We start from the raw sequence: 14149 nt of genomic DNA, 5'->3' as shown, positions 1-14149 counted from the left end.
TTTAATTAGTTTGGACAAGGGATATCCTGAGGTTTCCCGTTGGCATCCAGGGTTATATTGCTTACTTTTCCGTTCTGATCTACTTTTTGTAAAATCATTTTATTTTTATCAATTCCCATTTTGTCAAGGGCATAAAAAAATACTTCTTCCAATCCTTTGGTACTGATGAAATTTCCGTTTTGAGAAGAATACCCTGCCTTATTTCTCAGTTCCATTTCAAAATCTGTATATTTTCTTTTAAGTCCTTAAAATCATAAACTGTCTGATAAATATTGGTAGCTTCGTAAGGAAGGCCGTTAAACCGGATGATATAATCGTAATATTCATAACCTCCGGGGCAGTTCGGGCAGACCTGCGAACCTATCATCTCTCCAAAAGGTCCATCTACAGGCGTTCCCGTAGGCTGCTTGAAAATAAATTCAAAAAGCCTGTGGATATCTTCACAAGAAAACATTTTGATCCCTTGTGGGGTGTGGTTGTGAGAATACCCTTGATATCCTGTAAGATTACCCAGCTGAACACTATGATCGGCACCCTCTATTATCTGGCTTTGCGTTCCGTCTGCTTTTGTCATAAAAGCTTTTTCCCCGCTGGTTTTAGATTTATCTCTTAATTCCTGAATTTTGGCTTGCCTTTGGGGGTTGTTAAGAGTGGATTTTGTTTTTTCGCATGGATTCGTTAAAAATTGGTTCCTATACTGCTCCCAGGTTACGGTAGGATTCTCCAGCATATACTTTACGGCAAGGATTGCTGTAGCAAGCTTCTGGTTATAATCGAGATAGGTTCCCGTAGTGGGATCATAGTACCATTGGGCAATCTGTTGGAGCCTTTGGCTTACAAAAAGCTTGTTGGCATCAGTCATTCCATTGGCTTTGAAGAACGTATGCACAAAGTAGAAAACATAATGGTATTCGTTATTAAAGTTTTTTACAATCTGCGGCTGTGCCTGTATAAACTGGTTTACCCTGCTCCAGAAGATGAAATCCGGGTCCGTCATATCATCGCTGTTGTAGTACGTAAGGTCGTACTCATCAAACATCATGGTATTGGCATCCCCTCCTCCGGCAGAGGTATTGCTTCCTGTCCCTACAGGATAGCTCCCGGTTCCGGTTTGCGGCCATTCTATCCCGCCGTCTGAGCCTCCACAACCGGGAATTGCCGTTATTGAAAGGATTCTTGGCGGCTGCGGAGCATTGGCACCGGAAAGCTGGCATTGAGAAGGGTCTGTATGGGCACATGCCGAAGCGCATTTTCCGTCTTCGTAGCTTATATTCAGGCATCCTATCTGGTAGTTTACTATTCTTGCCTGGGTGTTGATGTGTAGGTTATTGATGTCATAGATCTCCGTTTTAGATTTCAGGTCTATGGTATGCCACCTGTTGAAAAGATCTTTTTGCTGTGCCGTAAGATCATACTGCACCAGCATCCCGGAGAAGGTGCTGTCGGGATTTCTTTTCAGCACCAGGTTTTCTATTTTATTGGATGGGTATATCCTTTTCAGGGGAAAGGTATAGGTCTTCTGCCTGTTTTCATCTTCCACCACCAGCACCTTGCTGATGCCGATAACGGCACCATCCAGTAAGCCGTCTTGCGTAGTTTTAGCGTTTGTTTTTCTTTCGGAGAATACTTCCTGGATCTGGGAAAGCCTGCTGAAAAGCTCAAAGTCTGCGGTAAGCTGCTTTTTGTCTATCATATAGACTTTATAATTGGCAGTCTGCTTTTGGGTTTCCTGCTCCATAAAATCCTCGGTACGGCAGGAATGTAAACAGAAGCTGAGGAATACTGTCAATAAAAACAGCCATGAAATTTTCTTTCTCATCATTTGCATTTGTTGTGTGTTAAATTAATTCTTACCTAATAGATGCATGTTTTATCCGTAGGGTTAGAAAGAGATAAAACCAATCTATAGTTGTGCGGCAAATCTAAACAAAATATTTCACATGCATCTGAACTAAAGTTGTAAAATCGCCAACAAAAGTTATATTTTTTGAATATAAAAAATACGATTGTGCATTTTGAAAAATTTTGATAGTAGCTTCGTCACTTCGAGTGTTTTTTCGCAACAAAGTGGAGAAAAAATGTATCGAGAATGGAATCTCTCTTCAAAATTATAAACTTCTCGATACGATTTTTTAAAAAATCTACTCGAAGAGACGAAAATGAATCAAAATGCACAACGGGTTATAAAAAATAGTAAATTAGCTGAAAAATTATTTGAGCTGAAAGACCAGCTTGCTTTCTGGAAAAGCCAGGCTGAAAACAGCAAGTAATTTCCTGTTTTCCCGAAAAGCTGTTGCACTCCTGCAATGACTTTTCGGGAACACCCGAAAGTTTGTCGCACCCTCGCAACGGTTTTTCGGGAAACTCCGAAAGCTTCCTGCAGCCTGCAGGAGGTTTTCGGGAACGTCCGAAGGGATTTTTATACCAGAGCCTGCCGGAATAAAATAATTAATCACATCATATGGTTTAATAATAAATATACACAAATGAATTTTATCGACTTACCAAAACTTCGCAATGCAGAATACCTGCAATACGTAAAAGACTTCTCAGGAATTATCGCCCTGAACAACCCTGCAACCTTACAGATCGATGCCAAGCTTTCAGCATTCAATGCCCGAATTTCCGAGCTGGAAAATCTGTATAAGAAAGCGTTGGCTAATGAGAAGACACAGGACCTCTTGCTGTTGGCTGAAAGAAGGGATAATGCCATCAACGGAATTTATTATTTTCTTCTGGGGCATTCTTATCATTTCGAAGCAGATAAAAAACAGAAGGCACAATTGCTTCTCGATAATATGGCTCTGTATGGAAGCGGTATTTCGCGTTTAAACTATCAGGCAGAAACGGCAACGCTTGACAATCTCACTAGGGATTGGGAAAATAAACCCGAACTTATTGATGCGGTTGCCTCCTTTAATCTTTCTGCATGGATCAATGAGATGAAAACGGCCAATGACCTATTCAATACAAAATATCTTTCCCGAACCCAGGAATACGGAGATGCCAACCCGGAAACCATTAAGTCTAAAAGGGAAGAGGTGAATGCCGCGTACTATGCTTTGCGTGACAGGATCGATGCGCTTCATCTTCTGGTGGAAACACCGCCGTCGCCATACGTCACCATCATCAATCAGCTGAATGCGCTTACGGATCAATATAATGTACTGCTGGTGAATCGTAAGGATACGGCTGCTCCGGAGAATGGTGCTAGAAGTGAGATGTGAAAAGTGAGAAGTAAGATGTAAGAAGTAAAATGTGAGAAGGGGTTGAGTTGGGAGATCAAAAATGAATCATTAATTCTTATGGAATATTAAAGATATTTTATTAACTCTCTCTAAACCTTATAAAATCTTAACGTTTAATTGATAACATCAAACAAAAAAGGCTGCATTACCAAAAATGCAGCCTGTATTTTAGATTCTAAAACCCTATACTTTAGTTAGTGCATTTTTAAAATTTTCAATAGTCGTTCTATACATTTCCTCATAGATAGGAAGAATGTTTTTCAGATCGAATTTAATGGCCTGCTCTTTCGCATTTTTCTTCATTTCAATTAAAAGTTCTTCATTGCTCAGCAGTTTAATGGTATAGTTGCTCATGGCTTCCACGTTTCCGATTTCCGCTAAAAATCCGGTTTCACCCTGGATGTTCACTTCCGGAATTCCTCCCGCGTTGGAACTTATAACCGGTGTGTAAGCAGCCATCGCTTCCAGTGCGGCAAGACCAAAACTTTCCTGTTCCGAAGGCAGCAAAAAGACATCGGATAACTGAAGAATTCGGTACAGGTCGTTTACCTTTCCAAGCAAACGGATTTTTGAGATTAGGTCAGGATTTTCCTCAAGGAACTGATTAACCTTCTCCATATCCGGCCCTTCCCCGATAATGATTAATTTCGATTTTACCTTTTTCTGTACACTTTTGAATATCTGAAGCACTTCATCCACCCTTTTTACAGGTCGTAAGTTGGAAACGTGGATCAGGATCTTTTCATCAGGATTTGCAAATTGTGTCCTTTGACAGTCACTAGGTTCATCAAATTCAGAATTATCAATAAAATTGGTAATCACCTGAATTTCTTTTTTAATATTGAAAAACTGAAGAGTGTCTTTTTTTAAGCTTTCGGATACGGAAGTGATCGCATCAGACTGGTTAATGGAAAATTCTACAGCATGTTTGTAGCTCGGATGCTGCCCAACCAGTGTGATATCAGTACCGTGAAGGGTAGTAACCAGCGGAATGTCATTATCATCTTCCTTCAACATCTGCTTTGCGGTAAATGCGGCATAAGCATAAGGAATAGCATAATGGGCATGAAGAAGATCCAGCTTATAGAGATTCACAACACGGTAGATCATTGAGCTCAATGCAATGTCATAAGGCTGATACTGGAACAGGGGATAGGTCTGCACATTTACCCTGTGAAAGAAAATATTCGGATTGGTAATATCCAATCTCGCCGGAAGTGCATTGCTGATGAAGTGAACTTCATACCCCTTATTGGCAAGTGACATTCCCAGTTCTGTTGCTACAATTCCGCTTCCTCCGTAGGTGGGATAGCAAAGTATGCCTATTTTCATTGATGTATTGTTGTTTGATTTTGTAAATAAATTCACTTTATTTTTTCGGCTGCAGGCTCAAGGTCAATTCCTATTCCTGCCTGTAGTTTTTGATTTACCAAAACAGGAAGCCTGCCCCGTATTTTTGTTTTTCCTTTCAGTGCATTGGCTGTAGCCGTCATAGAATCATCGTTGTTTTCATAAGAAACCAGTACTGTCGAGATGCCTGAGATATCAATATCTTTCAGGGCGTAAGCGCTTCCGAAAACATTCAGTATAACATTTTGATTTTTTGATAATTCATATAATATCTTTTTTGATGCCTCTGAAATTTTGTAAGATTTGTAAGCTGTGGAATTATCCTTATGCAATCCGATAATCACTGTAGAATTGGCAGGAATTGTACTGATCTCATTTGCTTTTTTAATTATCAATTCAGAACCCATTTCATTAACAAAAGTTTGATAAGGTGCCTCCTCCAGAGGAACATAATAGATTGTATTTCCTTTCAGGGGAAGCAGTTTTCTATCATCTTTCAATAACGTTAAAGCATTCGCATATAAATTCTGAACCAATGTTTTATGAGAATCATTGTTTAAATCTGAATTGATGTTTTCAGGATTTTTCGGGCTGTACTTATCCAAGCCTAAGAAATATTTTGTCAGAAGGATTTTCTTTACACTTTCTTCCACCCTTGACTGCGAAATTTCGCCATTATCAATTGCTTTCTGAATAAGTTTTTTTCCTTCTGCAACACCCTGGGAGAAAAGCATAATATCATTTCCGGCCTTAAAAGCCATCGCATCCAGTTCGCCCGGTTTATATTTGCTGGCCACTGCACCCATGTTTAATGCATCGGTAATAATGAGTCCTTTATAGCCTAATTTTTCTTTCAGCAGACCGGTAATAATATTTTTTGAAACCGAAGCAGGAATTCCTTTTCCTGATTCTAAGGTAGGAACATATAAATGAGCAACCATTACGCCTCCGATGCCTTCTTTCATTAATGCTTTAAAAGGAGCAAGTTCAACGGTATTAAGCCTGTCAAGGTTGTGGGAGATTACCGGAAGATCCAGGTGAGAATCTGTGCTGGTATCACCATGTCCCGGGAAATGTTTTATGGCCGCCAGAATAGTATTGTCCTGAAGACCGCTGGCATAAGCAGATGCAGAGCGGATAACATTGCTCACTTCAGATCCGAAGCTTCTGTTGCCGATAATCGGGTTGTCAGGATTGGTGTTTACGTCAACAACGGGAGCAAAATCCCAGTTGATTCCCATTCTTTGGCAGTCTTCTGCTATTTTGGCAGACATCTGGCGGATCAGATTTTTATCCTGAATAGCTCCCAGGGTCATCGCCCAGGGAAATTTGTGTGCGGCAGCAATTCTCTGGTACAATCCCCATTCCGCATCCATCCCGATCATTAAGGGAATTTTGGATTTTTGCTGGAATTCATTAACCAGATTGATTTCTCTTGCCGCGTCATCCTGCATCAGGATAAGACCGCCGATCTTTTCATTTACAACAATATTCCGTACGGTATTGATCTCATTTTCACCTTTATTGGTGTATAATGCAATGATAAAAAGCTGCCCGAGCTTTTCATCCTGTGAAAGATTTTTGTATGTTTTATCAACCCAATGATTAGCTTTTTTTATATCTTCCCTGGAAAGGTTTTTCGGGACATATTGTGCCGCAATTTTTGGGCTGAATAATGAGATAATAAAGATTGATGTACAGACCAGTTTCTTCATAATTTTGAATAATAACAAAAATACAATTAAAAAGATGATGAAAACAATGTTTTTAAGTTTTTTGGTATATGATTTGAATACGCTTTATAAATAACAAGAACAATTAAACTTTTATAAAATGAAAAAATATCTTCCAATTTTGCTGTTAGCTTTTGTAAGCTTATTTATATTCAGCTGTGATGATAATGATAACGTTGTGGGAGACGGCGATACTTACCCTAAAATGAGGGATGTAAGTGGAAGCTTTACCAATGCAAACGGATATTCCTTTACAGTTCCGATTAATATACAAAATACAGATGTTGTATTAATATACAGAAGAGATCCTGCAGCAAGTAATGCATGGCAGTTAATTCCAAAGACCTATTATTTGTCAGGTGGAAGAGAGCTCGATTACAATGCTTTGTTTGATTCTCAAAATGTGGAAATTTACACTGAAGCCAATTTTGATCAGACAACAATGACTTCTTCTGAGGTATCACAGTATCTTACGAGCCAGACTTTCAGAGTAGTTTTGGTTCCTGCAAGCCCTGCGAAAGGTGCATCAGCAGTTGATACAAGTGATTATAATGCTGTAGTGAAATATTATAACCTTGATGAGTCTAAAATAACGACAATCAAAGTTAATTAAGACATATCTTTTCAGTTTTTTATAATTACAAAAAAGCTCCGGAATTAATTTCCGGAGCTTTGCTTTTATTTATCATTTTCATCCAACAAATGGCCAAAATAATCTTTCTTTGTCTGCAGATAACCTCTGCTGATCTCATTGGCGGGAATTTGTAAAGGAATTCTGGAATTAAGATGAATATTGCTTTCTTCTACATATTTTACCTTTTCAGGATTATTGGTAAGCAGATTAATATCTTTTATATCCAATAAATTAAGAATTTCAATAGCAACACCGAAGTTTCTGTCATCTGCAGGGAGTCCCAGCTTTAGATTGGCTTCTACTGTGTCAAATCCTTTTTCCTGTAAAGAATATGCTTTTAACTTGTTAATGATCCCGATATTTCTGCCTTCCTGGCGAAGGTAGATAATAACTCCTCCATTTTCATGGATATATTTCATGGCTGCATCCAATTGCTGCCCACATTCGCATTTTTTTGAATGGAAAACTTCTCCGGTAATACATTCTGAATGGAAACGCACGTTTACAGGTTTTGAAAAATCTGTTTTATCTGCGACAATAGCCATGTGAGGCATCCAGTCATTCTCATTTTCGGATAAAGCAATCATTCGGAAAGTACCATATTCCGTAGGAACATTGGACTCCGCCTGAATTTTAATCATTGATACCCTTAGTTAGTTTAATTTGCTTTAATATAATCTTCAATTGCAGAAACATTGGTTTTTAATCTTACCAGATACCGGTTCAGGATTTCATTATCATCCTTGTTAAGACTTGTTCTCAGCTTCTGAACTTTTTTATAAGATTTTTCAAAGTCTTTTAAAGCTTTATTTTTCCCGCTCAGATTATCTGCATCTATCGCATAAAGATAGTTTTGCAGGCTGTATTTCAAAGTAATGATTTCGCTGTTTAAAGCTGTATTTTTGAATTTGGGAAAAGTGGCGATCAGATTGGAAATTTCGGAAGCATTTACATTACTTTTTACATTAATATCAATGCTGTTTTTTGTTCCTTTATCGGAATCTGATCCTTTGGTTTCGCTATAAAAGCCGGTAGACAACGGAGAAAAGTTTTGTTTTTCCGTTGCACAAGATGTTATAATTAGTAATACCCCAAAAAAAAGTGATCGTTTCATTTTTGTTGCCCCTTTTGATACAGGACTGGGTTAAGACTTTCATCGTTGTACATTTTCATCTGTTTGTACACTTTCATCTTAACATCACCGTTCTCAATATCAGTAAGCAACTGATTAATAGAAGTTGAAAGATCTTCATGCTGTGCAAGAAGAACATCTAATTTTGCCTTACAGTTGGCTCTGTGTTCTTCGGAAGCCGAATCTCTGTTTGCCTCTAACGACATATGATAAACCTTGAGTGCGAGAATTGATAATCTGTCTACCGCCCATGCGATAGTTTCAGTATTGATTTTTGCTTCAGGTTTAGGAATTACACTTTCATACTTTTTAAGAAACCAGCTGTCTATAAATTCTACCAGATCAGTTCTTTTCTGATTGGATGCATCTATCGCCCTTTTAAGTTGAAGCGCTTCAGCCGGATCAATATTTTCATCTCTAATTATATCTTCCAAATGCCATTGAACGGTATCAATCCAGTTTTTTGCATACAAAATTCGTTCCAAAGTGTCTTTTTCGAACGGATTATTAATTAGAGTGTTAACGTCATCAGACACGTGATAATCTTCAATAGATTTGTTGAAGACTTTCCATGCGGTCTCTGTAAAATTCATCGGTTATAGAATTTTTTAGTTGCTTGAAGGATTGTTGTTTGTGGTTTTGTTTTCAGAACCAGGCTTGTCTTCTTCCTTTACTGCATCTTTAAATTCTTTAATACCGGAACCAACTCCTCTCATTAATTCAGGGATTTTTTTACCTCCGAAAAGTAAAAGAAGAATGATGGCTACGATCAGAATGTGTTGCCAAGATAATGACAATATTGTTAATGTATTCATTGCTAAATTTTTTACAAAGTTAATCTTTTTTAATAAGAAACCCAACCTAAAGGATCAATAGGTGTGCTTCCGTTCCATACCTGGAAATCAAGGGTATAAGTTCCATCAAAATCCTGTCCTATTACTCCTACCGGAGTTCCTGCCGAAACCTGCTGGCCTTTGGAAACACTAACACTTCCGAGATTGGAATAAATGGTGAAATAATTCCCGTGTTTCAGGATAACAGTTTTCGTTCCGTCACTATTGGCCAATACTGAAGAAACAGTTCCTGGAAATACCGATTTTGCCCGCGTTCCGGACGGTACTGAAATTTTAATACCGTTGTTCTCCTCGTCAATATTTTTAAATACCGGATGGGGATGTCTTCCGAATCGGTGGGTAATTTGTCCTATTTTATCAGCCGGATAGCCCAACCTTCCTCTATTATCTGCAAAATTGCTTCCTGCAACAGTTGTTACGCCATAATTGGTCATTGCTTTTGTTTCCGCAGCTTTTTTATCATCCTCATTCTTTTTCGCCAGAGCTGCTTCTGCGGCTCTTGCTGCAATCAGTTTATCGGAGGCTTCTTTTGCTTTCGCAGCTGCTTCGTCAGACGCTTTTTTAGCAGCTATTTTTCTGGCTTCATCTCTTGCTGTAGCCTCTGATCTTGCAGCATCTTCATTTCGTTTTCTCTCTTCCTCGGCTCTTTTTGCCGCCAGCTCGGATGCTTTTCTTGCTTCAGTTTCTGCTGCCCGTCTTTCTTTTTCAAGTGCTTCTGCACGGGCTTTATTTTCAGCTTCAATTCTGGCTTTTTCTCTTTCGGCAGCAATTTTGGCAAGACGGATTTTTTCAGCTTCGGCTTTTTTTCTTGTTTCTTCCTCTGCTTTGGCAATTCTGATTTCTTCTGCTATAATTGATCTGATCTGCCCTTCCAATGCTTTTGATTGTGCCTGTTTTTGTCTGAGCTCTGATGTAAGTTTGGACTCGTTTTTCTTAAATTCTGCTACCAGCTGTTCTTTTTGAGATCTTTCCGCATTAATCGTTGTTAAATCTTTCTGCTGATTGACAAGAAGATTTGCTTTTTCTTTTACAGAATTCTGTTTCTGGGCGATAGATTTTTTAATTTTAGTTGCTGCGTTGGTGATTTCCGCGGCTTTTTTATCCTGATAATCGGAATATTGTTTTAAATACTGAACCCTTCTTATTGCTTCGCCCAGGTTTTTAGAAGAAAGAATAAAAGTTACTTTATTTTGGACTCCCTTATTTTTATAGGCATTCACCAAAACTTTGGCGTAATTTTCCCTAAGGATTTTAAGCTCTCTGTTTTGGCGGTTAATTTCAAGCTGACGAAGGTAGATTTCATCTTCAATAAATCTCTTTTCTTTCTGAGTGTTGTTATAAACCTTTTCTCTCAACATCAACTTTTTATTAACATTTTCAAGATAAGCTATAGAAAGTTTTGATTCATTTCTTGTTTTTGCTAAATCTGTATTTATCTGAGCAATTTGTTTTTTAAGTTCAGCATTTTGTTTTTGCAATTGTTCTTTTTTACCACCTTGTCCATAGTGCAGTCCGAACAGTAAAATACCTATTAAAAAGCTAAATTTTTTAATCATTTAATCTCAATTTTCTTATAACTGGATGGTACAGAATAAGGTGTATCCATCCTCGAAAAGTCAAATTTCGTATTTTCCAGTAAAATCTGACTGTTTTTTGAGCCTTTTATAATTATTTTAACATTTTTAGGCAATCTGATTCCATTGATTTCTTCCCAATTACTGTAGGAAACATTAAGTTCATCAGGAGATAAAACGTCTTTAAGATTAACGTTCAGCAAATCATAATTGGTGTCGTAATCAAGGACGATTTTATATTCTCTGGTTCTTCCTTCGGTTTCTATTTTCTGATTAACGTTGGATGCCATTTTAAATCCCTGGGGATTTTGGGTAAGGGTAAACTGCGAGTCGTTTATTTTAACAAAAGTCCGTCCCAGTAAGATTTTCTCTAAAGATTTATAGTCTATGAAATTAACATTCAGGAGGTTATTGAGGTAATCGAAATCGGAATCAATATACGTTTTACTGGTTTTATCCTGCCCTTTTATTCCTTCCGGAGTAGCAATTCCCCGGGCTACTGTAATGATAAATGCCTGAAGATTCATCCATACTTTTTTGTCTTTTTCAATATATATTGTAGCATCAAGGGTTGGGATAAAGCTTCCGGTTTCTACATTTACTTTACTGCTGATTTTAATCTGCTCAAACTGTGGCGGAGGAATTACATGTTCGAAAAACGGAAGTTTATTTCTGATGGGTTCATTCACATCTCTCGGATTCTGGTCGGTTTCCAGTACAAACGTACTGTCGGTTTTTATATTTTTATTGGCTTTTCTGCCTGCATTTCTCGTTTTACAGGATGTTACAGCAAAAAGCAATAAGAGTACTATGATCCAGTTTTTCATGTATTTACCTTTCAATTTATAAAATTACGTTGCAATATTAACGCCAAACCACACAAAACATTTTGTGTGGTCTGAAGATACTTATTTGCGTTGAATTATCTATTTTGACAGAATTATTTCGATAAGAAATCAAGAACGGAATAATCTCCCAAGGAAATTTCTCTCGACACCCCGAAATACTGCGCAGAATTCCCAATCATAGAATTCGATAGGTTTCCGTGATTGATCTGTGTATTTTCCTGAATCAGGGAGTTTTCAATATTAGAATTAACCACTACCGTGTTATTTCCCAATGAAACTCCGGGACCAACTTTTGAGTTGGAGATTTTGACATTTTCACCAATAAAACACGGCGGAATAATCAGTGAGTTTTCGATTTGTGCTGAAGCCGGATATTGGGCCATTGCTTCTTGTTCGTAGGCGAGAATTTTACTGTTGGTTTCTACGGTAGCGTTTTTATTTCCGCAGTCCATCCAATCGTTTACTTTTCCTAAGGTGAATTTTGCTCCTTTTGCGCGGAGATTCTCCAAGGCTGTGGTAAGCTGATATTCTCCACCATTTTTGATGTCGTTATCCATTAGATAATTGATTTCATCCATCAGTTTTTCAGCACTGTTGAAATAGTAAATCCCGATAATGGCAAGATCTGAAACAAAAGTCTGTGGCTTTTCAACAAAATCTGTAATAAACCCGTAGTTGTCTAATTTTACAACCCCGAAAGCGGAAGGATCTTCTACACTTTTTACCCAGATTACACCATCCGAATTTTTATCCAGAATAAAATCTGCACGGAAAAGAGTATCGGCAAAAGCGATCACTACATTACCGCTCATTGATTGCTCTGCACATTTGATGGCATGAGCAGTGCCAAGAGGATCGGTCTGGTAATAAATACTTCCTTTCGCTCCCAGTTTTTCAGCAATATGGATAAGGGATTTTTCAATCTCGGGACCAAAATCTCCAATGATGAAAGCAACTTCTTCAATTTCTTCTCCTGCGACTTTGGCGATGTCTTCTACCAGCCTTTGAACGATAGGTTTTCCGGCAATCGGAATCAAAGGTTTCGGAACGGTAAGAGTATGTGGGCGTAATCTGGAACCACGTCCAGCCATAGGAACGATAATTTTCATAAATTATATTAGTATGTTTTTTTTATTAGGTTATAATTTTTTATAAAGATAGCAATAAAACTATGTTTGTGGTATAATCTCAGGAGTTTTGCATAATATTAAAACAGAAACCATACGCAGCAAATTAAAGACCAAATTTATTTTCTGATTTTTGAAAGAAGCATCTCTTTTTCAGAATACATCAATATGCCTGCATAAATGATGAATAATAAGTTTCCGATCCAAAGATTATAATCAAAAAATTCTACGATAATATAGCTGAATACAGCCAAAAGCATAACGAAAAAGGAAATTTTCTTCATTCTGTAAGGAATAGGATAGTATTTCTGACCTAAAAAATAAGATAAGACCATCATGGTAAAATAAGCACCTAATGTGATCCAGGCCGAAACCATAAAACCATATTGCCTTAGTAAAAAGAGATTCAAAACGATTGTTATAATGGCCCCTATCCAGGAAATATAGGTTCCAACTCTCGTTCTGTCAGTTACTTTGTACCATGTGGAAAGATTATAATATATCCCGAAAAAAAGATTAGCAATAACAATAATAGGAATGATGTTAATGGCAACCCAGTATGAACTGTTGGGCACCAGTAAAAGCTTAAGCCAGGATACGTTGGCAATGATTCCCAAAGCAACTACCGAGGCGAAAAAAGAGAAATATTCGGTTACTTTTGCATAGGTTTTCTTTGCATTTTCATTGTTCATCTGTTTAAAGAAAAACGGTTCAATTCCCATTCGGTATGCCGTAACGAAAAGTGTCATTAAAACGGCCATTTTATAACATCCGCCATATGCTCCTGCATCACCGTCATCAATGATAAATTTCTGGATGAATTTATCGAAGTTTTCATTCACCATGAAGGCGAGTCCGGCAATCATAATCGGCCAAGAATATTTTAGCATCTGGAAGAAGAGTTCTTTTGAAAACTGCAGCTTCACCTTCAGGATAACCGGTAAGACCAATATGACCCCTAAAAAGCTCGCCGCAAGATTGCTGTAAAACGGATACGAAACTTTTTCCTTTAAGCCTAATTTTAAACTGAATTCCTGCGGAATATAAAGAAATAATGCAATAGCAAAAGCACTCTGGAAGACAGCCTGTATTACTCTTACCGCAGTATATTTTATCGGTCTGTTGTGAAATCTGAACCAGGCCAGCGGGATTACAAGAATATTGTCAAAGAATGCGATCCAGGCAAACCAGCGAATAAACTCCGGCGTTTCAGAATATCCGAAAACATTGGCAATGGGCAGATTAAACAGCAATACCAACACCAGAAAAACAGTTGATAAACCTGTTAAAAACCAGAAAGAAGTATTGAAAACCTTCTGTTCATTATCTTTATCGGATGAAAACCTGAAATAAGCCGTTTCAAAACCAAAAGATAACACGATATTAACAAAAGATATCAGTGCATATAAATTGGTGAAAATGGCAAACGAACTGTTATCAATATTTTTTATAAAGAGATAGTTTAACAGTACAACAATGATCCTCGGCATAATAGCGCCAATTCCGTAGATAATTGTTTCGTTGAGAAGTTTCTTCAAAATCTGAAATTTTATGCAAATGTAAATATTTAGAAATTGATTTTTATTGACGATATTAAATTCATTCATAAACCTTAATTTTGAAAAACTTTGTGAAATTTCTGAACTTTG

General features: G+C 37.6%; 14 protein-coding genes. 2 read left to right on the top strand and 12 right to left on the bottom strand.

Annotated elements, in window-relative coordinates; all coding sequences use genetic code 11:
- Positions 1-5: 5 nt before the first annotated feature.
- Together ODE14_RS11970 and ODE14_RS11965 are read right to left on the bottom strand one after the other, a co-directional pair.
- Positions 6-215 carry a hypothetical protein gene (locus tag ODE14_RS11970; protein ID WP_263601602.1) on the bottom strand — a complete coding sequence of 70 codons (210 nt, stop codon included), beginning with the start codon at positions 213-215 and terminating at the stop codon, positions 6-8.
- Positions 206-1822, bottom strand: a complete 1617-nt coding sequence (locus ODE14_RS11965) for a hypothetical protein (RefSeq protein WP_263601601.1) — start codon at positions 1820-1822, stop codon at positions 206-208. Before ODE14_RS11965 ends, ODE14_RS11970 begins: the two co-directional genes overlap by 10 nt.
- 664 nt (positions 1823-2486) lie before the next feature.
- On the opposite strand from ODE14_RS11965, the gene ODE14_RS11960 reads away from it, so the two are divergent.
- A complete protein-coding gene (locus ODE14_RS11960; RefSeq protein WP_263601600.1) occupies positions 2487-3227 on the top strand; it encodes a DUF6261 family protein in 741 nt (246 codons plus the stop codon).
- Between the two features lie 204 nt (positions 3228-3431).
- Here ODE14_RS11960 and bshA read toward each other — a convergent pair whose 3' ends face one another.
- A complete protein-coding gene (gene bshA, locus ODE14_RS11955; protein ID WP_263601599.1) occupies positions 3432-4580 on the bottom strand; it encodes an N-acetyl-alpha-D-glucosaminyl L-malate synthase BshA in 1149 nt (382 codons plus the stop codon).
- A 32-nt stretch (positions 4581-4612) separates the two neighbouring features.
- Positions 4613-6313 carry a glycoside hydrolase family 3 protein gene (locus tag ODE14_RS11950; RefSeq protein ID WP_263601598.1) on the bottom strand — a complete coding sequence of 567 codons (1701 nt, stop codon included), beginning with the start codon at positions 6311-6313 and terminating at the stop codon, positions 4613-4615.
- Positions 6314-6431: 118 nt separating this feature from the next.
- Between ODE14_RS11950 and ODE14_RS11945 the strand changes: the two genes are divergently transcribed.
- A complete protein-coding gene (locus ODE14_RS11945; RefSeq protein WP_248390396.1) occupies positions 6432-6944 on the top strand; it encodes a hypothetical protein in 513 nt (170 codons plus the stop codon).
- Positions 6945-7009: 65 nt separating this feature from the next.
- Here the strand turns inward: ODE14_RS11945 and ribA are convergent, their stop codons facing one another.
- From ribA to ODE14_RS11905, 8 genes are all read right to left on the bottom strand, one after another.
- Positions 7010-7606, bottom strand: a complete 597-nt coding sequence (gene ribA / locus ODE14_RS11940) for a GTP cyclohydrolase II (protein WP_248390399.1) — start codon at positions 7604-7606, stop codon at positions 7010-7012.
- Positions 7607-7623: 17 nt separating this feature from the next.
- The gene (locus ODE14_RS11935) at positions 7624-8079 is read right to left on the bottom strand and encodes a hypothetical protein (RefSeq protein ID WP_248390402.1); all 456 of its coding nucleotides are present in this window, start codon (positions 8077-8079) and stop codon (positions 7624-7626) included.
- On the bottom strand, positions 8076-8690 hold the full coding sequence (locus ODE14_RS11930; RefSeq protein ID WP_248390405.1) for a DUF4254 domain-containing protein: 615 nt from the start codon (positions 8688-8690) through the stop codon (positions 8076-8078). Before ODE14_RS11930 ends, ODE14_RS11935 begins: the two co-directional genes overlap by 4 nt.
- 15 nt (positions 8691-8705) lie before the next feature.
- Positions 8706-8912 (bottom strand): twin-arginine translocase TatA/TatE family subunit, encoded by a 207-nt coding sequence (locus ODE14_RS11925; RefSeq protein ID WP_029297620.1) that lies wholly within the window; start codon positions 8910-8912, stop codon positions 8706-8708.
- Positions 8913-8941: 29 nt separating this feature from the next.
- Positions 8942-10507, bottom strand: coding sequence for a peptidoglycan DD-metalloendopeptidase family protein (locus tag ODE14_RS11920; protein WP_263601597.1), 1566 nt, complete (start codon positions 10505-10507; stop codon positions 8942-8944).
- A complete protein-coding gene (locus ODE14_RS11915; RefSeq protein ID WP_263601596.1) occupies positions 10504-11352 on the bottom strand; it encodes a DUF4292 domain-containing protein in 849 nt (282 codons plus the stop codon). The genes ODE14_RS11920 and ODE14_RS11915 overlap by 4 nt, the downstream gene beginning before the upstream one ends.
- A 113-nt stretch (positions 11353-11465) precedes the next feature.
- Entirely contained in the window at positions 11466-12482 is a 1017-nt protein-coding gene (locus ODE14_RS11910; protein ID WP_263601595.1) for a sugar phosphate nucleotidyltransferase, read from the bottom strand.
- A 137-nt stretch (positions 12483-12619) separates the two neighbouring features.
- A complete protein-coding gene (locus tag ODE14_RS11905; protein ID WP_263601594.1) occupies positions 12620-14038 on the bottom strand; it encodes a lipopolysaccharide biosynthesis protein in 1419 nt (472 codons plus the stop codon).
- Between the last annotated feature and the right edge of the window lie 111 nt (positions 14039-14149).

This window comes from Chryseobacterium sp. PET-29 (genome assembly GCF_025736815.1).
GTDB classification, from domain to species: Bacteria; Bacteroidota; Bacteroidia; order Flavobacteriales; family Weeksellaceae; genus Chryseobacterium; species Chryseobacterium nepalense.
The sequence above is the reverse complement of the archived record's forward strand: the minus strand, read 5'-3'. Positions and strand labels throughout refer to the sequence as shown.